The organism is Streptomyces sp. ML-6 (assembly GCF_030116705.1).
Classification (GTDB): domain Bacteria; phylum Actinomycetota; class Actinomycetes; order Streptomycetales; family Streptomycetaceae; genus Streptomyces.
Genome location: NZ_JAOTIK010000002.1, coordinates 707,691 through 729,509, shown reverse-complemented (window position 1 = coordinate 729,509; position 21,819 = coordinate 707,691). Strand labels below are relative to the sequence as shown.

6 protein-coding genes are annotated in these 21,819 nt (G+C 71.4%); all 6 read left to right on the top strand.

Annotation, left to right across the window (positions count from 1 at the left end):
• Positions 1 to 3: 3 nt before the first annotated feature.
• Genes OCT49_RS37105 through OCT49_RS37080 form a run of 6 tightly spaced genes read left to right on the top strand, consistent with a single transcriptional unit; the run spans position 4 to position 21,802 of the window.
• Positions 4 to 2,169 carry a hypothetical protein gene (locus OCT49_RS37105; RefSeq protein ID WP_283856567.1) on the top strand — a complete coding sequence of 722 codons (2,166 nt, stop codon included), beginning with the start codon at positions 4 to 6 and terminating at the stop codon, positions 2,167 to 2,169.
• Positions 2,166 to 2,819: a type VII secretion system-associated protein gene (locus OCT49_RS37100; RefSeq protein ID WP_283856566.1), complete on the top strand. Its 654-nt coding sequence runs from the start codon at positions 2,166 to 2,168 to the stop codon at positions 2,817 to 2,819. The genes OCT49_RS37105 and OCT49_RS37100 overlap by 4 nt, the downstream gene beginning before the upstream one ends.
• The gene (locus tag OCT49_RS37095) at positions 2,819 to 3,277 is read left to right on the top strand and encodes a YbaB/EbfC family nucleoid-associated protein (protein ID WP_283856565.1); all 459 of its coding nucleotides are present in this window, start codon (positions 2,819 to 2,821) and stop codon (positions 3,275 to 3,277) included. The genes OCT49_RS37100 and OCT49_RS37095 overlap by 1 nt, the downstream gene beginning before the upstream one ends.
• Complete coding sequence (locus OCT49_RS37090) at positions 3,270 to 3,581, top strand: hypothetical protein (RefSeq protein WP_283856564.1); 312 nt, start codon at positions 3,270 to 3,272, stop codon at positions 3,579 to 3,581. Before OCT49_RS37095 ends, OCT49_RS37090 begins: the two co-directional genes overlap by 8 nt.
• A gap of 34 nt (positions 3,582 to 3,615) precedes the next feature.
• Positions 3,616 to 4,764, top strand: a complete 1,149-nt coding sequence (locus tag OCT49_RS37085) for a WXG100 family type VII secretion target (protein WP_283856563.1) — start codon at positions 3,616 to 3,618, stop codon at positions 4,762 to 4,764.
• Positions 4,765 to 4,768: 4 nt separating this feature from the next.
• Complete coding sequence (locus OCT49_RS37080) at positions 4,769 to 21,802, top strand: glycosyltransferase (protein ID WP_283856562.1); 17,034 nt, start codon at positions 4,769 to 4,771, stop codon at positions 21,800 to 21,802.
• Positions 21,803 to 21,819 lie beyond the last annotated feature (17 nt).

Sequence of the window (21,819 nt, the reverse complement as noted above, 5' to 3'; positions counted from 1 at the left end):
ACCATGGCCGAGGCACCTTCCGGAATGCCCGCCAAGTGGGAGGACATCCTCGCCATGTTTCACGACGGGACCACCAAGCTCCCGGACCGGAACCAGGTGGCGGGTCCGGGGTCCAAGCGGTGGATCACCAAAGAGGTGAATGGTGCGTGGTTTGACGGCAACCCGGAGCACCAGGCGAAGCAATGGGGCCTGGACGGGTACTACGCGTTCGCCTTTCCCCTCCGGGAGGACGAGCAGTGGCTCATGTTCGGGTTCGGCTACAACTGGGCGGACTTCGGCAACGGCCCCGGCGCCCTGAGCGAGTTCACGGCAGCGCCGGGCCCCATTCTGAAATCCGTCCTGGCCGGGACCAACAAGGACGCCGATCCGCTGGTGTCGAAAAAGGCGGCCGAGATCCTCGCCAACATGGACGCGTGGACGGACGGATGGATCGCCGAGTTCAACAAGTGGGCCGAGAACGTGGGGAACGGGTCCGAGGAAATCGAGGGCGAGTCCGCGGAAATCTTCGAGGCCACCCTCCAGGCGGTGAAGCGCGCCCTCCAGGAGACCCAGTCCTACTACCTGGGGGGAACGCTGAAGAACAATCTCACCGATGTGAGCACCCAACTGACCGCCAGCATAAAAAAGTTGCAGGAAAACTTCTCCACCTGGTTCGACACGAAGACATCGGTTTCCTTCAATGGAGCGACGAAGGAAACCGGCTCCGTCGCCATGGCGTTCACCCACCTGAACGGCGAGTTCCTCAAGGTGATGGACAGCCTCAACCCCTCCTCGGACCATGACGCCACGGTCAGCGGTCTCGACTGGAACAGCATCGAAACCGCCGCCAAGAACCAATGGCTCGCCCACGTCAAGACCGGTCTCGACGACGCGTCGGCGGAGACGATGACCAATCTGGCGAACACCTACAACATCGCCAGCCGCAAGTTCTCCGACGCGAACTCCATCGTGAAGTCGACGTTCACCATCTCGCTGACCTCCGAGGATCAGGAGAAGTTCTACGGTCCGGCGGGCGGCGGAGCCGGTGGTGCCGGTGGTACCGGTGACGAGTTCCTCAACAAGTTCAAGGAGATGTTCGGCGGCGGGGCGGGCGGCGAAGGCGGCGGGGCCGGCGGGGAAGGCGGTGGCACGGGCGGCGACGGCTCGAGCATCGACGTGCCGCCCCCGGTGACCGGTCCGAGCGGGGGCATCGGCGGCTCCTCGGCCGACCTGCTCAAGAACAAGAACCTCAATCTCAGCACTCCGAACCCGGTCACCGGCCCCAGCGGCGGCACGGGCGGCACGACCGGACCCAACGGCGGGCCCCTGACGGTTCCGTCCGGCTCGCGCATCGACCCCAGGACCGGTGCCGTCACCGACTCCAAGGGCAAGCCCGTTCTCGGCCCGGACGGCCTGCCCCTGGTGGTGCCGCCCGGTTCGACCATCGGGTCCGGCGGGAAGATCGTTCCCCCCGCCACCACCGGCCCCAAGCCGCCGACGTTCCCGAGTGGTTCCACCTCCGGTGACCTGACGCGGGGCTTCCGTGTCGACGCCGAGGGCAACGTCGTCGTCCCCAAGGGCACCAAGGTGGACGCCCAGGGGAACCTGATCGGCCCGGACGGCAAGCCGCTGACCAACGTCTACGGCGGAAAGCTCACCGTGCCGCCGGGCTCCCGGGTCAACCCCGACGGAACCCTCACCGACCCGCAGGGAAAGCACATCACCGAGAGCAGCAACAACCTGCGGACCCGCGCCCCCAAGACCGTCGAGGAGCTGCTGAACGGCCAGCGCCGTCCCCCCACCACGAGCGGCGACCTCTTCGGCGGGTCGAAGAACACCACCGACACCCTGCGCAAGCTGGTGGACAACAACGGCAACGCGATCCGCGAACCGGTCTCCACGGTGTCCGGGATCAGCAACCGGGCGCGCACCGCCCTGGGGCTGCCCCCGGTGCCCACTGCCACCACGGCGGTGACCAGCGGCGTGCCCACCCAGTCGCTCGGCGCCCTGGGCCGCACCGCCCAGACCTCGGGCACCGGGGGCATGCCCTTCATGCCCCCGATGGGCATGGGCGGCGGTGCCCCGGGCGGGGGCAACGGCGCCGACCGGCAGCGCAACGTGTGGCTCTCGGAGGACGAAGAGGTGTGGGGCACGGAGTCCGGCACCGGAACGGGTGTGATCGGGCGATGAGTTCCGCAGGGGAAGCGACGGACGGCGCCGACGCCACGGGCGGGAAGCCCGCCGTACCGCCGGTGCCCGACGACATCCGGGCGGCGGCGCGCGCCGCGCCCGACCACTGGTTCGGCATGGTGGACCCCGCGTGGCGCGGGGAGGGCGAGCCCCCGTTGTGGGCGGTGATCGGGCAGTGGCGTTCGGACGCCGCCGGCGAGATCGCCGAATGGCAGCACAACGACGGGTACCGGCCCTCGCCGGGCATGCTGGGCTGGCCCGAACCGACCGACGACGTGGACGCCGCCATGCAGTTGGCGGCCACCGGTTACGGGCCGGTCGAGGACGTCGCCCTCGCCGTGATCAGGGCCGAGCTGGCCGTACTGACCGCGCCCGGCGGTGGCGCGGTGAGCGCCTGCACCCCGGACGGCGACCCGGTCGTGCCGGTCTTCACCGCCCCCGCCCACCTGGAACGGGCGGGGGCGCTCGCCCATCGGGTGCTGCCCGTCGCCGAGGCGTTCGCGCTCGTGCCCGAGGGGCAGGACCTGTACCTCAACCCGACGGGCCCCGTGGCCCTGCGGCTGTCCGCCGCGGACCTGACCCGCGCGGTGGACGCACTGGAAGCGGCGGAGGCCGCGAAGGACGCGAAGGACGAGGAGGAGCAGGACTGATGGTGTCGTTCCAGGAGCAGTTCGCGGAGGCCATGGCCGGTCTCGCGGAACAGACCAAAAAAATCCAGCGGGTTCAGGAGGAACTCGCCACGGCGTCCGCCACGGCGACCTCCAAGGACCGGATGGTGACCGCCACGGTCAACGCCCACGGCGAGGTCCTCTCCTTCAAGTTCCACACCGAGGGCTACCGCACGATGCCCGCGGCCCAGCTCGCCGAGGTGCTGAAGACCACGGTCAATGCGGCCCGGCTCGAGATGACCAACAAGGTGAGCGGCTCCGTGCGCCCGCTGATGGGCACTCAGGACGACCTGGCCAAGGGCCTCTTCGGCGGGGGCGAACTGGACGAACTGCTCGCCCCGCTGCGGGAGATGCAGCCCGACGGTCTGACCGGGACGGTGCTGGGGGACCGGAAGAAGCCGGCCGGTGGCCGCGGCGAGGAGGACGAGTTCTATGGCTGACGGGACCCTGAGCGTTCCGCAGGACCTGAAGCGGCGTTTCACCCAGTTCGGCGACATCTCCAGGATCGTCGGGGAACTCGGTGTGCTCAACGACCGCATCAACCTGGAGAACAAAACCGCGGGCGGCAAGGACGACGTGTACGCGAAGGAGTACCACAAGTTCGTCAACTCGACGGGCCAGGGGCTCACGTACGGTCTCGAAGGGCTCTCCGAGCTGCTCGAGATGGTCGGTATCAGCGGAAACAAGGCGTCGAACATCCTGAACGACGCCGAGAACGACGCCAACCACATGGCCGCCGGCTGAGCCGGCCGAACTCCGAAGACGCGGCAGCACAACGATGGCGATCGAGGTTCCCGAGGGGTGGGCGACCCTCCTCAAGACCCTGACAGGCATGCCCTTCCCGCAGGCGAACGAGGACATGCTGCGGGTGGTCAGCGACGAGTACCGTCAGATGGCGGAGAAGTTCCGCGAGGTCGAGGATCTTCTCCGCCAGGTCGTCACCCGGGTGGACGAGGACTTCGAGGGCGAGACGGCGACCCGGTTCGTGGCGTACGCCCGTCAGTTCGTCCAGGCCACGAACGGCAACCAGAGCATCCTCGAACGGGCCTACGAGGACGCCCTCAAGCTGTCGAAGAACGCCCACAAGACGGCTGCCGACATCGAGTACACCAAGTGGGCGATCTTCGGCCAACTGGCCCTGCTCGTCGTCCAGATCGCCCTGGCACAGGCCCTGATGCCGGTGACGGCCGGGCTGTCCGAGATCTGGGCGGCGGCGGCGATCGGCGCGTTCCGCGCCATGGCGCTGCTGATCCTGAAGCTCCTGGTGACCCAGATCATCATGCAGACCATCACCGGCATCGTCGGCGGTCTGCTGCTCGACGCCATCCTCCAGCTCACCCAGATCGGTCGCGGCGACCGCACGGAGTGGAACAAGGACTTCACCGGGAACGCGGCGAAGTTCGGTGCCATCGGCGGTGTGCTGGGCGGCCCGTTCACGCTGATCGGCGGCGTGTTCGGCAAGCTCCTCGGCAACCTGGGCGGCAAGGGGCTCGGCAAGATCCTCGGCAACGACGCCGGGAACGTACTGGCCAAGGGGCTGGGCGGGGGCGGCAAGGGCATCGCGGGGGGCGCAGGTGCCAAGGGTGCCGCGGGCGGCCTTGGGAAGGGTGCGGCAGGAGGGCTCGGCAAGGGGGCCGGCGGCGCGGGTGCGGGCGCGGCGGGCGGCGGTGCGGGCAAGGCCGCGGGCGCCGCGGGAGGCGGGGCCGGAAAGGGCGCGGGCGCCGCGGGAGGCGGCGCCGGAAGGGCGCGGGCGCCGCAGGGGGCGGTGCGGGCAAGGGGCGGGCGCGGCAGGAGGCGGCGCCGGAAAGGGCGCGGGCGCCGCAGGCTCGGGGGCCGGGAAGGGCACGGCCGGGGTCGGGGGCGGTGCCGGGAAGGGCGCGGGCGCGGCGGGAACGGGGATCGGCAGCGGGGCTGCCGGTGCCGGTGAGGGCGTGGCCGGTGCGGGCGGAAAGGCCGGGGCCGGGACGGGGGCCGCGGGCCGGACGATCTCCGAGGGATCCGCCCGCGAGCTCGGCGAGAACCTGGGCAACATCCTCGGCAGGACCAGCGATTCCCTCAACCACGTGGGCGCGGACGGCGCCAGGGGAGCGGCGGCGGGCGCAGTCGGCAGAGAGGTCGTCAAGGACTTCGCGAACGCCTTCGAGAAGAACCTCGGCGGTTCCCTCGGCAACGAGACCGCCCGCAACCTGGGCCGCGAATACGGGGAGGCCCTGGTCAAGAACTGGGGCGGCAAGGCCGACTGGCAGGGGCTGACCCATTCGCTGGACGACGCGCTCAAGCCCTACGCGAAGCACCTGGGCGAGTCCGGCGTCCGGGCCCTCTCGCACGATCTGCCGGGTTCCCTCGTCCAGACCATCAGCAAGAACATCGAGGGGAACCTGGGCTACCGGATCGGCAACCTCATCGGCGGGCTCGCGGGTGATACGGCGCACGCCGTGGTCACCGAGGGCATGTACAACCTGATCTTCGGCCCCGACCACACGTTCAAGGTCAGCGGCTGGACGGCCGCCGCCGGTGCTGCGGGCGGCCTCATGGGCCGGGGCCTCGGCCATGGCTTCCAGACCTTGCACCAGTCGATGCAGGGCTCGGGCCCGGCGGCCACTCCGCCGCCGCGGCCCCCGGTCTTCTCGTCCGACTCGCCGTCCGCACCGACCGCCACGCCCCGGCCGAGCACCGAGTCGGGCGCCACGGTCCGCGACGGCTCCGGGACGGTGCGCGAAGGTTCCGGGACGGTGCGCGACGGCTCCGGTGCGAAGGCCGATACCGACACCAGCACCGACGCCGGCACCAGAACCAACACCCGCACCAATGCCGACGCCGACGCCGACGCCGGTACCAACACCGACAGCAAGCCCTCGACGAGGCCGGTCACGGAGTCCGGGCCGGACACCCGTTTCCTCCGGGACGGCGACGAGGCCGCCTCGGACGGTGGTACGCCGTTCCCGCGCGGCAACGACACAGGCGTGCCGCACCACTCGTCCGACGCGTCCGCCCCCTCGTTCGCCACCAGTTCGGACAGCGGGACTACCTCGTTCGGGTCCGACCAGCGCCATTCGACCGGTGACACCCCGGGCACGACCTCCGGCGACACCATCTCCGGCGACACGGCCTCCGGCCCGTCGGTCCCGCCCCTCGTCCCCGACGTCTCCGAGACGCCCGTTCCGCCGGACATGGTGTCGGAGGTGGATCTGCTCCTCAACAGCCTCCCGGACGACGTCCCGGCGCCGCTCTCCCCGGACACGGTCACGGACGTGAACAACCTCCTGGCGGACCTGCCCGATGTCCCTGATACCCCCCTGCCCGGAAACACCCCGCCGGACGTGAACAACCTCCTCGCGGACCTGCCCGACGTACCCGACACCCCACTCCCCGGAAACAACCCTCCGCCGGACGTGGCCGGGCTCCTCGCGGACCTGCCCGAGGTGCCGCGGCACGACCTCCCGAGCCCGTCCGGTGACGACTCGGCGGGGCCGTCCGCCACCCGCTCCGACGACTCCGGGCCCGGGCGCCGGGGTGGAGACGACTTCGAACAACTCCAGAACCGGCTGAACCGCCTGAAGGACCGGCAGGACACGCCGGACACCGACCAGGACGCCGAACTGGCGGCACGGTTCGAGCGGTTGACGGACGGAAACGGCCCGAGTGGGTCGGGTAGGCCCGCGCGTGTCGACATGCTCCGCGAGCAGTACCGCCTCGCCCTGCAGGACGAGGCCGCCGGCACGTCGAAGTCCGACGGGTCGAAGTCCGACGGATCGGAGCCCGACGGGTCGAAGCCCGACGGTCCGGAGTCCGACGGGGACGACCTGGTGTTCCCGGACGTCCCGCAGCACGGGCCCGGCGCCCTGCCCGGCCCGGAGAACACACCGGACCTCGTGTTCCCGGACGTTCCCCTCACCGCCCCCGGCTCGGGCTCAGGATCGGGCTCCGAGGGCGGGAGCCAGCACGGTACGCCCAGGGTCGAGAGCGACGGCGGCGGCGACAACGGTAGGGGCACGGACAAGAGCGGTGCGGACAAGAACGGCGCGGATGAGAGCGGCAGCGACGACCCGTCGGGGCCGATGCGCACCGAGACCCCGGACGACCCCCTGCCCTTCCCCGACGGCTTCGACTCCGATGTCGACGCGCTGATCACCCGGCTCGAAGAACTGGGCAGCGTCTCCGACGGCCCGGCGACCCGGCTGGACGAACAGCTGCCGGCCGTTCCCGACACCGTTCCGGCCGCCGAGCGGCGCAGGCTGGACGCGGAGGTGCGGCGCGAGCTCGACTCCCTGCTGGCCGATGCCCGCCGCGTGGATGTCGACAGTGACGTACGGCAGAGGCTGGACGAGGGCATCCGGTCCGACCTCCGGGCGGGCAGGCACTCCGAGGCGGCCAGGAAACTTCGGGAACTCGACGACCTCGTCGCCGTGCACGGCCTCGGCGAGCGCCTGCGGCATTTCCGTTCCCATGTGGACGGCGGGTACGAGGCACGGGCCGCGCAGTTGGGCATGCGCCGGACGGAATGGCTGCGGCACGCCCTCGACATCGAACAGTCGGCCCTCACCAACGACCGCCACCGGACGACCCAACTGCTGGACGAGTTCGAGAACCGCCTCGGCACCCTCAGGACGGAGCTGGAGGCCCTCGGCGACCACTCCCCCGAGGCGCTCCAGCAGCGGCTGGACGACACCGCGCGGGCCGAGGCCGAGGCAGCGGGCATGGACCGCGAGCGCATCCGGGAGTGGGAGGAGCGACGCTCGCAGGCCGAGACCCCCGAGGACCTCCACAGGGTGCAGTCCGAGTACCGGGCGGAGCTGGAGACGTCGCGGCGGCTCTCGGACCTGCGGGAGCTGGGTGCCTCCGAGGCCGAACTGGCCTCCTGGAAGAGGAGGTTCGAGGGGCAGGGCCGGGGCGACGACCTCGACGCGCAGTACGAGCGCCGCTTGGACACTCTCCGCTCCGAGGCCGAACTGGCCGGTTTCCAGGAGAGGTTGGACGCCCTGCGCGCGGGCGACTTCGCCCAGGACCCGGCGGACCGGCCCACGACGCGCCCGGACGAGGACGTGCCGGAAGGTGCCAGGTACGAGAACGACCGGTGGCTGGAGGAGCGGCTCGACCGGCTGAGCGAAGGAACGGATGCCCCGAGACTGTCGCGCGAGGAGCGGCAGCAGTGGGAGACCCGGCGCGCGGAGGCCGAGGACCCGGCCGCGCGGGAGGCGGTCGAGCGGGCGCAGCTCGACCGGATGGAGGCGCTGGAGCGCGACCGCCGGCTGAGGACACTGGCCGACGGCGGCCCCACGGGAGCGGAGCGCACCCCCGAACAGCAGGCCACGTGGCAGGCCCGGCTGGACGAGGCGGCGGGCGACCCCCGCGCCGTCGACCGGGTCCTCGACGACTACGACGCCGAGACGGCACGACTGCGGCACGAGGGCCGGGAGAGCCTGGAGCACGAGCTCCGCTCCCCGGACCGGCTGCGGAACCTCGACCAGCGCATCGACCGCTCGCTCGACAAGCTGCCCGAAGCGGTGCGCGAGCAGGCGGCCCGTGACGCCCGCACGCTCGTGGAGCGCCTGCGGGACCTGAAGCCCTCCGACTCCCCCGGCTCCCCCGATTCGTCCGACCGTTCCCCGTTCCGCCCGGACGACACGCCCGAGTCCCCCCTGGGGGACGGCTCCGCGCCGGGGAACAACACGCGTGTCCAGAACATGGACCTGCCCGACGGATCGGGCCGGGGGAACGCCGAAACCAACCGGCCCCCGGCCCCCCGGCCGGACACCGACCCCACGAACAGCCCGAGCACGTCGGGAGAGCCCCGTCGGCGTGCCGGCTCGAACGGGGACGAGCAGCGCCCGACAACGCCGGGCGAGCAGATGGAACCCCTGCGCCGGCAGGAGAGGACCCGGGAGTCCGGGGGGACGGACAAGGACGGCACCCGCTCGCAGGACCGGGAGGACCTGCCGTCGCCGAACACCCGGCGCATACGCACGCAGTCCGGGGACGAGACGGACACGACGTCCGAGACCGAAGTGCGGTCCAGGACCGACAGCGAGCAGGAAAACCACTCCGGGACCCACCAGAAGCAGGAACCTCGCCCTGAGGCCGACCCGGAACACAACACCCGCCCCGAGACCCACCAGGAACACAACACCCGCCCCGAAACCGACCCGGAAGGCGACACCCGCTCCGAAACCGCGCCCGGGAAGACCGACGACTCCAACGCCGGGAATTCCCTCCCCCACGACTCCCACCGTTCCCGGCGACGGAACGACGAACCGCCCGGGGGCCCCGGCGGAGACCGTACGCCGGGCGGGAGCGAGCAGGACGCTGCGACGTCCCCGCAGACGGCCCGCGACAAGGCACTCGGTGCGCTCTCCGCGGACGAGTACGAGCAGCGGATGTACCGCGCCTACCGGGCCTCCCCGGCCTACCAGGCCCGCCTCGACCAGCCGAACCTGGTGCCCGATGAGCAGCTCCGCGACGAGGTGTTCCGCCGGGATGAGCAGCTCCGTGACGAGGTGTTCCGCCGGATGGAGAATCCGGGCGAGCCGGTGGTGAAGCCGTCCTTCGCCGATCCGCTGCTGGAATCCGACGTGCCGCCGCTGCCCCAGCAGCCGGCCGACAAGTTCATCACGTTCGACGACAACGCGATGCTGCCCAGGTCGTTGCACGGCCATGGCCACGGCCACGGGAAGATCACCCTCAGGGGGGTCGACGGGCTGGTCGAGTCCATCGCGACGAACCTGCGTCTGCGGCCCGACGCGCTCGACGAGCTGAAGCTCGTGCTCACCCAGAGTCCGCACACCCTGCTGAACCGCCGGGCGTTCGTCCTGCCGACCCTGGACGGCGGCCACCGGGAGATCTCCCTGGAGTTGGAGAGCTACGGGAACTGGCGCCGCCATGCCGAGCCGTCGCCGCTGGCCGTGCCCCCCACGGCCACCACCGCGCAGGTGGGAACCACCAGTGCGGAAAACGCGGAAAGCTCGAAGGGCGCAGGGACCGGGGAAAGCTCGAAGAGCGCGGAAAACACGAAGAGCACCGACACGGAGGCCACCAAGACGAAGGCGAAGGACGACGACGCCCCCGTCAAGGTCGAGACGGAGATGCGTGCCCGCCCCGGGGCCACGGAGACCAAGACCCTCGGGACGTCCCGCGCGTTCGGCCTGGCGATCCCCCTGACGGCCGCACCGGTCCCTTTCACGGGGTTCGGGTCGTTGGCGTTCAACGTCCGGCGCATGGAGGCCAGTTACACCTACAGCCAGGAGAGCCGCGCCCAGAGCAGTGTCACCGCGGTCGGCAAGGCCGGCAGCCATCTGCACGTGAGCGATCTGCACGTCACCGTCGAGTCGCCGCACGTCTGGGACAAGAAGGGCCGCGAGCTGCTTGCGGACCAACAGCCCACCACCCCGCCGAGGCACTACCGGATACGGGACGGGGTCGCCTGGCGAGTGCCGGACAGCGTCACCGACCCGGCGATCCCGGACCGGCTGCCTGACAAGATCGGCTTCGCGGCCGACGACCGCCCCCGGCTGCTCGCACCGTTGAGCGTCACCACGGAGACCCGGCTGCTGGACTGGCTGCTCAGGAACTACCCCGAGGCGGCTCCCGGCACCTTCCTCCGCCGCCAACTGGCCGAGCTGGTGGGGGACGAGAGCCTGCGCCTCATGATCGCGCAGAGCTACGGCGAGACGGTGATCAGCGCCCCGCTCTTCGCCGACCCCAAGGGCCGGTCGCTGGGCTCCCTCGAATTCCGGCTGACCCCGGTCGAGGCCACACTGCTCCAGGCGTCCGACAAGACCGAGATCAAGAAGGCCGACGCGCAGCGCCTCACCGCGACCACGGAGAAGCGCAACACCCAGGGCGGCGGTCTCGCCCTCTCCCTCGGCCCGCAGGTCTCCCCGCTCCAGCCCGTGACGGCCCTGGGCATCCAGCTCTCCGGGACGGCCGGGGCGTCGACCCAGCGCGCCGAGAGCAGCTACAGCGGCAACACGGCCGAGTCCGTGCGGACGCTCAACAGCCGCGGCCACTCGGGGCTCTACGACATCCGCTTCCGGATCGAGCTGCGCAAGCAGGGCGGTAGGTGGGAATCGCCCCGCCAGGAAACAGCGGCCGACCAAGAGGTGTTCTTGAGGGCCACCGTCCAGTTGCCGCGTGCCGAGGCCCGCAGGCTGGCCGGCTGGGACGACGGCATCGCACCCGTGCCGGACGCCGAGGCGCCTCCCGCCCCCGCCTACCTGTCGCCGTCGGATCCGGCGACGTTCGGACTGCACGCGGTCCTGGAGCTCTCGGCCACCCAACCGCCGGAGAGCCCCACCCCGATCTTCCTGGCGAACGAGCTGGCCGACCGCATCCTGGCGGGGCTGCACCGCGCCCACCCCGGCCTGGTGCTGCCGCCCCTGGCGGAGGGCCGGACCATCGAGGGCGACCGGACCATCGAGGGTAACCGGACGTACAACAACGCGGTGCGCAACACCCATCTGCTGCGCCAGGCCGTCTCCCGTGCGGTACTCGGAGGCTCCCTCGACCGGTTGGTGAGCACCGGGCTGCGGATCCAGCTGGAGCAGCTCGACAACGTCCTGAAGCGGTACGTCGTCGTCACCCTGCGAGCGCGGGCCACCAACCGCCGGTTCCGGGGCACGCACCACGATCTGGGCCTGGCCAACAACCTCCTGTCGACCCGTCGGGCCGACAGCGCGACCACCCGCACCCACGGCCTGACCTTTGGTTTCGACCTGGGGCTGACCGGGATCAGGTCCCTCGGCCCCGCCGACACCGGGGGCTACGGCGGCACGGCGAGTGTCGGCTACCGGTACACCCGGCAGACCGCCTACGGCATGACGTACGGCCCGACGCTGACCCCGGACGGTGGCATCACCAGTTCCGGGGCGCAGCACCTGTGGGCGTACGACCTGTCGTTCACCGCCGAGGCCACCAGCTTCTCCCGCCCGCGCCAGTTGCTGCGGACGGCAACCGGCGAACTGCTCAGCACCCGCTGGTTCGTGAAGGAGGCGCCCGGCAGCATCGACGTGCTGGACACCGGGGGCCGGACCGCTCAGGGCGACGCGCCGACCGCCCCGGCCTCGGTGACCGGGCACGTCATCCTCGCCGTACCCGCCTCGCTGTCCGTCGCCCCCTCCCCCCTGACCGCTCCCGGCCTCGTCGCCCCGGCGCCCCGGCCGGACACGGCCTCGGTCGCGTTCACCCCGATGACGCCGGCCATGGCCGAGCTGCTCTCCTCCGGGAAGCCCGTCCCTCCGGAGAGCTGGGCCTCCCACCCCCTCTTCGAGGGCCTGCACCAGGTGCAGAGCGTCACCCGTCCCGAGATCGTGGTGGACCACCTCAAGCAGCTGCTGGCCTCCGTCTCCCACAACTCCTGGGTGTACCGGATGGACGGGACGCCCGCCTCCGGCGCGTTGGCCGAGGCATTCGCCAGTGGTCGCAACGAGGCGGACTTCAGCGACGCGGCACAGACCGGCAAGCACGTCAGTGACCTGTTCGGCAGGACGGCCGTCACCGACATCACCGCCTCGGTCAGCGCCTGGCCCGCGGTGCGGCGGCCCCGGGTGATCGCCGTGGTCGACTCCACCGACCTCGCGCTCTCCGCCATCGGTTCGGGCACCAGCGGGGCGGGCCACTCGGTCGCCCACGTCCGGGGCCACGCCGTCTCGGGTCTGCTCGGCTTCCGGGCCAAGCACACCGACGCGCTGCAGACTGCGGGCACCTACGGGATCACCGCGACCCCGTACCAGAGCACGCGCACCGCGACCACGGCCCTGACCTTCTCGACGAACCCGGTGCACACGGTCCAGTACACCGGTCCGATGGCCCTGGTCTCCGCCGACGTGGCCTGGCACCTCGCGGCCCGCTCGCAGCCGTCCGGTCTGCTCCAGCGGCCCATGAACCTGGTGCGCGGGCGCCGCCCCGAGGGCCGGATCGTGGAGATCCCCGACGGTCTGCTCGTGTGGGTGCCGCTCGCCGAGGCCAGACGGGCGGGCCTCTTCGACGACGGCCTCGCGGCCCCGCCGCCCCAGCCGCTCTACACGGCCGTCCCCGCGGCCGGTCACGCCACGCTCACCGTCGGCCGCATCGACCTGGTCCGGGCGATCGGCCGGTTCACGGACGAGCTGCGGACGGTCCTGCCCTCGCACAAGGACTGGCTCGGTCCCGCACACCTCCTGGAGGACCAGCTCGGCAACATGGCCCGGCAGATGGCCGCCCTGTCGCCGTCCGGGGTGCGCGCCCTGCAGACCGGCATGGAGAACGGCGGCACGTCCCTGCGCCTGGTGCGCAACAAGGTCTGGTCGACCAGGAACGCCAGGCTCACCGTGACCCTGGAACGGGGCGGCCCCACCCGGGGCGGGCTGCGCCACGACGTGAAGCCCACGATCACCCGGCCCACGACCACGGCGGAGACCGTCACGGAGAAGCTGGCGCGCGGGCGCGATGCCGGCTACCGGCTGGCCGAGGCGCCCACCGTCGGCAACAACGTCGTCCGCAACACCGGCTTCACCCTCGACGACAAGGCCGGCTCCACCAGCTCCTCCGCCCTCGCGCACGCCGTCACCGACGCGGTCAGCGCCCAGGTGGCCTTCGAGGGGCCGGTGGTGAGCGGCCGGGCCGCGTTCCGGGTCACCTTCGCCCTGGAGCTGTCCGGCAAGCCGCCGGTGAGCAGGACGTATGACGTCGGCGACACCGAGGTGGTCCTGCCGCTGAGCCTGGCCCGCCCGCAGGAGGTCCCGGCGCCCGTGACGGATCCGCCGCCCCCCGCACGCCCCCGGCTGCTCCCCCGCCGGACGGACGGGACGGTGGCCCTCCGCGAGGCGTACACGGCGGGCAAGAACCTGTTCGCCACCGGGCCGGAGCACGTCGTCGTCACCACCGTCGGCGGCATCACCGCGCTCCGGGAGGCCGGGGCGTACGCCGTGGACCGTGCCGTCTCCGGTAGCCGCTCCACGACGGACACCGCGACGGCGATACCGGGGAACGCCGAGAACCCGTACGTGGGGAAGTCCCCGCTGACCCGGCCCGGCACCGCCGCCGGCGAGGTGCTCAACGGCGGCATCAACTCCGACGTGCTGAGCGCCTACTTCCCGCAGATGGTCCGGGACTCCCTGACCGTCACCCTGCACGACACCACGTCGGAGATCGGCGGGACCGACGCGGACCTGAAGATCTCCGTGGGCGTCGACCTGTCCGGGACCGTGCTGCTGGCGGTGGATCCGGGAGCGGGTATCAGCGGCAGCCGGCGGACCATGGAGAACGACACCTACACCGGGGACACCACCGACACGCACACCCCGGCGCTGACCCTGGGCCCGGGCTTCCAGACCCAGCCCATGGTCCAGTCCACCGGCACCATGCCCGGCTGGACGGACTCCGACGCGTCGGGCGGCGCCGCGGACCGCCGGACCTCCGCGCTGAACACGCTCAAGCCCTTCGCGGGCGGCGCCGTGCTGGTCCGGGCCCCGCTCCACGTGTGGCAGACGGCGACGGCGACGCGCCGGATCAAGGACATGCCGGTCGTCTCGACGGTGCTCGCAGCCGTGTCGCCCTCCGGGGCCGCCTCCCGGCACCCGGTGACCGTCGAGCACACGGTGCAGGACGGCGTGACCATGTGGGTCTCGTTCGACGTCGCCCGGGAGCACGGTCTGCTGCCGGCCGAGGTCGAGGCCGCCGCGAAGATCGTGAAGGAGCAGACCAAGAAGTACACCGAGGCCGCCACCCTGGTGGAGACGGCCGAGCGCCGGCTGCGCGCGCTCGGCGACGAGGTGGCCACCCTCCACGAGGAGCTCCGACAGCTCTCACCCGCGGAACGCCCTGCGGAAGCCCCCGCAGAGGACTCCTCGGAGCGTCCTGCGGAAGCCCCCGCAGAGGGCCCCACGGAGCGCCCCGCAGAGGACCCCGCCCCGGTGGCCGCGGCGAAACAGCGGCTCGCCGCCGCGCTCGTCCGGTACGCCGAGGCGCACCAGGACCTGGCCAACCACCGCCGCGACCTCGCAGCCGCCGAGCGGCGTCTCGCCGGTGCGGCCGGGGCCGCCTGGCGGGCCGTCGACCACTACACCATCAGCGGGCCCCGCCCCACCGGTACGCCGCCGGTCCCGTGGAGCGAGGACACCGGGGCCGCACCGGCCACCGAGCAGACCCCGGTCACGGTCCCCGGCTACCCCTCCCCCACCGAGGCCTTCACCGAACCACTGGTCCTCGTCGAGCGGAAGGAGGTCCTCGACCGGACGGCGAGCTGGCTCGACGGCAGCCGGCCCCTGGCAGAGGTCGCCCCCGTGCGCTGGGAGCAGATCAAGGCGGCGGGCGCGGCACAGCGCCTGCGGGCGGCGGACGCCGCGTACCGGTCGGCCCTGGAAGCGGCCCGGGCCGCCCGGCAGACCATCAAGGAGGCCAAGGCCCAGGAGCGGAGGGCCGAGAAGGCGCGGGCGGGCGAGGAGGCGCGCGCCCGGCTCGACCGGGCCCGGGACACCCAGCGGACGACGCAGCCGGTGTACGACCGGGCGATCGAGCAGTTGCCCGCGGCCCACCGTGAAATCGCCCTGGCCCTGGCGAACTTCGAGGCGGCGACGGCGTCCGCCGCCCAGGTCTTCGGGCCGCGCGCCCCGGGGCAGGAGTTCACCCCCTGGCACCCCGAGCCGGAACCCGAGGGCCACGTCCGCCCGTCCGACGCGACGTCCCGCCCGGAGCCGTACACCGTCCACCGCGAGGACGCGGAGGGCCGGACGGTCGCTCTGAAGGACCCGGACGGCCGGGTCCTCGAACTCGTGGAGCCGCCGAGCAGCACGCCCCCGTCCCTCGACATCGGTACGAGCTTCCACCGCGCGCTCCTCGACGCGGTCGAGCGGGCCCGCCCCGGGCTGCTCACCGAACTGGCGCTGCGCAGGCCGCACGGGAAGGGCCTGCCCGGGGCCGACGTCGTACGGTTGAAGCAACGGCTCGCCGAGCAGCTGCGGGCGGACCGCGAGGAGCTCGCGGCGTTCCTCGCGATCGACCCCCAGGAGCGGTTCACCGCCCAGGAGTTGGCCGACGCCAGGGTCACACTCAGCGAGCACGAAGAAGTCGAGTACGTCGACGGGCGCTACCGTCTCCCGCAGGCCGTGGCCGCCCGGCTGACCCCGGTCCAGCGGCTGGACCTGGCGCTCGTGGCGCTGCTGCGCCCGGCGGGCGAACAGATCGGCCACCGCAAGGACGCCGGCTGGAACCACGGCGCGGGAGACCTGACGGCGCTGCTCGCGGCCCGGGTGCTGGGAATTCCCGTGACCGTGGTGCAGGAGGACCTGAACCATCAGACGTTCGACGCCACGGGACCGACCACGGCGGGGCCGGCCACGGCAGGGGAGACCCGGCCGCCCGGCGTCGTGCTGCACCTCGCGGACAACCTGTACCGGGCCGCCGTGGCCGCCGTGGCCGTCGACGCCACCGAGGCCACCGACGCCACCGACGCCACCGAGGCCACCGAGGCCACCGAGGCCACCGAGGCCACCGAGGCCACCGAGGCGAACGACCCGCTGCTCAACGCCGACACCGACGCCGGCACAGACCTTGGCACCGACGCCGATGCCTCTTCCTCGGCACAGCACGCCGGGGCTTCCTCGGCGCAGCACGCCGACGCGACGCGGTCCGAGATCGTCGAGAGCCCGCCGGTGCCGACGACGACTGCTCCCGCCGCCCCGACCCACTTCGTGGGCAGCGGCAGCGGACCGCTCACCGCGATCCCCAAGGAAATCAACTTCGTCTGGATGGGCGGCCCGCTGGAGGAAGCGGCCCGCGCCAACATTCGGAACTGGGTGCAGAAGGCGCAGGAAGCCGACTGGAAGATCTCGGTCTGGACGAACAGCGCGGGAGGCCGTAGCAACGAGGGATTCCTGAAGGACCTCGTCGCCTCCGCCCCCGACACCGTCCGGCACAGGCCGACCAAGTCCCTGTTCGCCCCGGAGAAGGGCCCCACCGGGGAAAGGATCCCGCCCCACGCCACCGCCCTGTACCGGGCCGCGAAGAAACTGAACAGCTTCGCGATGGCGTCCGACGTCGCCCGGTACGCGCTCCTCCACAAGCACGGCGGGGTCTACCTCGACGTGGACCTGGGGCCGGGAACCGTGGTGCTGCCTCCCGACGGCCTGTTGCTGCCGAAGGGCGATGACACCCTTCCGATGCTCGGCCCGCTGCTGCGGGATGCGTCCGGCGTGCGCAGGACCCTCGGCCTCGACGAGGAGGCCCCGATCACGGGCCGTGTCCGGGAGGCCGCCGTCGCGGCGTACGAGAAGGGGGATTTCGGCAACCAGTTCCTGGCCGCTCACCCCGGGAGTTCCTTCATGAGGCGGGTCCTGCACGCCCTTCCGGACCCCGACAACCAGGACCAGTACGCCAGGGCCATTCTGGAAATGGCCATGAAGGAGAAGAACGTCGGCGAGAAGTCCGGCCCGCTCTTCATCTGGAAACAACTGGTGGAGCACACCAGACCCCCGCAGGCCGTCGGCGGCCCGAGGGGCTTCTCCGCCCCGGGGCACACCCGGTTCCGTGTCCAGTTGTCCGACTGGGAGAACTGGACCGGTCTGGAGTGGGTGACGCCCGAGAGCGAGAACCAGGAGACTCCCCCGGCAAAGTCCGCGCCGTCCGCGCGAAGCACCCTGATCCGGCGCATGAGCACCGCCCTCGGGAACCTCACCCAGCGGTCCGGCGGGACGCGGACGCGGCCCACGGTCCTGCCGACCAACGAGACGGGTTCGGGCGGCCTCCGCATGTCGTCGGAGCCGCCCGCACGAACCACGCAGTCCCTGGGCGAGCTCGTGGGCAGCGACGGCCGGAAGGTCTCGTACGAGAAGGTCCGCGAGAACCTCCGGACGATCCGCGACGCCTCCGGGTCCGTCGTCGGGTACGCGTCGCACAGCGACACGGACTGGGCTCCGCGCGAGGGCTTCTACGCCAAGTACCGTGCGGACGAACTGTCCTCCACGTCCTACCGGAAGACGGACAACGGAAAGTTCGTCCCCCTCACCGACAGGACCGCCCCGCCCCCCGAGTCCCCCTGGCGCACCGGCACGAGCAGCACGTCCCCCGGCCAGAGGCAGCCGGAGCCGCTCTTCTTCGACGCGCACGGCTCCCGCAACGGCGTCAAGCTCCACATCCGCGGCGAACTTCCGCTGGAGGTCGACGGGGCCCAGTTCGCGCACTTCATGGAGACGCTGCGCGACCCGGCCCAGCCCCCGGCCCCGGTCGTGGTGGTCGCCTGCAACACCGCGAGCATCCGGTCGACGGACGGCGGGAGCTTCCTCACGGACGCGGCACGGGCCATGCCCGGACGCCGCTGGTACGCACCCGATGTCGCCGTGGGCCACGTGGCGTCGAGGAGCGGAACGGGCGGGCACGTCGACACCGGCGTGTTCGCGCTGCTCCCGGTGCCGGAAACCCAGCGTCCGGGCCGGTGGATGGCCGCCGGCGGGAGCACCCCCAACGCCCCGAACACCTCAACCGCATCGAACACCTCAACCGGACCGAGCACCTCGACCGCACCGAGCACCTCGACCGCACCGACCGACCTGACCGCGCTGGACACCCCGGCCCCGGCCCCGGCCCCCACGGATTCCCGGCACAGGACCGGCCCGCTCCTGCTCAACTCCCCTTCCGGGACGCAGTCGTCCGCCACGCCCGGCGGGCTGACGCTGGGCGGCGGTACCGAGAACCAGCAGCCGATCCCCAAGAGCCTGCACTTCGTCTGGCTGGGCGGCGAGATGACCCGGGCCGCCCGCACGAACCTCCGGGACTGGGCGGCCAAGGCCGACGAGGCGGGCTGGGAGATGAAGCTCTGGACCGACAAGGAGGGCGCGAAGAACAACCAGGCGTTCCTGGCGGAACTCGCGCGGACCCGCCAGGTCAAGAACCCTTCCGTCGACCAGCTCTTCGAGAAGAACTGGCACGACCTCTCCTTCAAGGACCCGTTGGCGAAGGCCAGGAATCTCTACAAAATGGGCCAGGAGTACCGGAGTTACGCCATGGCCTCGGACGTCGCCCGGTACACGATCCTCCGTGAGCAGGGCGGGGTGTACATGGATGTGGACCTGGCGCCCGGCCGGCTCGACCTGCCGCAGGGCGGCGTACAGATGTCGCACGGCGACGTCCTGCCCATGCTCGGCCCCCTGCTCCGGGACGAGGAAAGCGTACGCAAGAGGCTCGGCCCCGCCACGCCGAACACCACGCAGTCCTCGACCGCCGAACCGCTCACCGTCCCCGTCACCGAACCGCTCACGATCACCGAGGAGCAGGCGCCCGCGCTCCTGACCCCGGAGAACATCCGCGACGCCGCCGTGCACTGCTACGAGACCGGCGAGTACGGCAACCAGTTCATCGCCGCCCACCCGCAGAACCCCTTCCTGAACTATCTGCTGGACAACCTCGTGAGCAAGAAGGGGCTCGTGGACCAGTACGAAAAGGATCTCGGGAAGAAGAGGGGCAAGGAGTACGCGGACCTCCTGTGGGAGGCGAGGAAGAAGGAGATGCGGGAGCGGAACGTGGCCGGCATCACGGGCCCGGGGTTCATCGACAAAATGATGAACAGCTACGGGATGGGGAGGAACCCGTCCCAGCAGGAGGGCACGCAGCGGGGAGCGGCCAGGTTCAAGCCCACGGAGGCCGTCCGGAACACCTGGATCGACCTGGAGTGGGTGACGGCCGAGAGCGCGAACCAGGAGACCGCGTCCCTGAACGTCCCGGACGAGCCGGTGTCGCAGTCCGTCGGACGTTCCGGCGCCCTGCGGGAGAGGCTGGGCAGGCTCACCGGCACGCTGCGCAGGAACCCCACCGGTCACGAAACCGGCTCTTCCTCCTCCTTCTTCTCCGGAACGCAGAAGTTCTTCTCCAACGGCCGGACGACATCGCCCCTCGCCGAGGACGGCCTCTCCGCGCCGTCCTCTCCGCTCTCCTGGCCCTCGGACGGACCGCCGCCCCTGTCGACGTCCGCCCACGCGACACCGGACGCCGTCCTCACGGGCAAGGACGGTCGCCAAATCTCCTACGGCCGTGTGTACGAGGGCCTCCAGGTGATCCGTGGCGCCGACGGCCGCACCCTGGGGTACGCGTCCCACAACCCGCAGGACTGGGGCCCCCGCAAGGACTTCTACGCCACGTACCGGCAGGACGGAACGGTGTTCACGCACCACCGGGCCGTGGGCGACGGGACGTACGTCCTCGACACCGACGAGGGTCCCGCGACCGGCAAGGTTCCCTGGCAGGCCGACGCACAGTCCCAGAAGGCGAAGGAGCAAGGGTCGAAGAAGCCGGTCGGCCCGCTCTTCTTCGACGCGCACGGTTCCGAGGACGGCGTCGAACTCCACCTGGTGGGCGACAAGCCGCTGGTGGTCGACGGGGCCCGGTTCGCGCGCTTCATGGAGACCCTGCGCGACCCGGCCCAGCCCCCGGCCCCGGTCGTGCTGGTCGCCTGCAACACCGCGAGCCCCCGGCCGACGGACGGCGGGAGCTTCCTCACGGACGCGGCACGCGCCGTACCCGGACGCCGCTGGTACGCACCCGACGTCGCGGTCGGTCACGCGAAACCGACGACCGTGACCGATGCCGGTTCGGGGGCACTGGGCCTTCTCTCGGACCCGGTCACCGGCCGCCGCGGCCGATGGGTCACAGCGGGCGAGGACATCGAGGACATGACGCCCACTCCGGACCGGTCGGACCAGGAGGACCAGCCGTCCACGTCCGTGCCCGCCTCCACGTCCACGTACTCGGACATGATCTTCGAAGCCCTCAACGTCGTTCCGCCCACCAGCACCCAGGACACGACGGAGCAGACGGCTTCCCCCGATCCGACGACGAACACCCCGGAAACCGATCAGCAGCCCCAGGAGAGCCGACAAACCCAGCAGCAGACCGACCAGCAGGCAGGACAGCAGACCGAGCCCGAACCGGTGTCGCTGGACATCGCCTTCAGGAACAACGACGGCACCGAGCAGATCCTGCATGCCGGTGACAAGGCGGAGGTGCAGGCGTACCTCTTCACCGCGATCGACAGGCACGACATGGACGCCGTGGACCTGCTCTTCAGTCGTCTGGCGGACTCGGGCCTCCCACCGAGCCACCTGAAGGACCTGCGCTCGCTGGCCGAACCCCTCCTCACCGGGATCCCGGCTCCGCCGGAGATCCCGCGCGAGCTCCACTTCGTCTGGATCGGCGGGGACATCCCCCCGGCCGCGCTCACGAACATCGCCGACTGGACCGCGAAGGCCAAGCAGGCCGGTTGGAGGACCAACCTGTGGACGGACGGGAACACGGCGCTGAGTCTCACCAGCAAGGCAAAGATCCGGATCACGCCGGGACTGGTGCGCAGGACCATCGAAGGCGTCATCGACGAGCGCCTGGCGTCCACCTATTCGACGGCGAGCAAGGGCAAGGCGTACCCGTTCGCCTCCGACCTGGCCCGGTACAGCATCCTCAGGACACACGGTGGTGTGTACGCCGACGTGGACCTGGGGCCGGGGACGGTGGACCTCGAACCGAACGTCCCCAAGCTCCGCAGGAACGACCTGCCCGTGTTCGGCCCCCTCATCCGGGACCATAGGAGCCTGGGAGGAACGCTGGCCGACGCGGCGAGGGCGAGCGACATGCCCCTCGCCCAACTGCTGGAGGAACCCCTCGCCACCCAAATCAGCATCGCGAGGGAACATCTGCTGCACACGGGCGGCTACGGCAATCACTTCATCGCCGCGCAGAGGGACTCCGTCTTCATCGACGCCCTGATCAAGAAGGTCCACGAGAACATCAGGCAGAAGGGCCTTTTCGAAGCCGACGAGATGCTGATGTCCGGCCCCGCGGCCAGTGGCCCGTTCCCCCTCCTGCAAGTGCTGGAATCCCATCTGAGCAGGGAGTTCGGGGTGCGGAACCTGCAACCGGGCGAGTTCGAACTGTTCCAGCGTGCGGGAGGCCATCTCCAGCGCGCCATCGCGTGGCTGACCGCCGAGAGCGAGAACCAGGCCTACGAGAAGTGACACAACGTCAGGTGTTG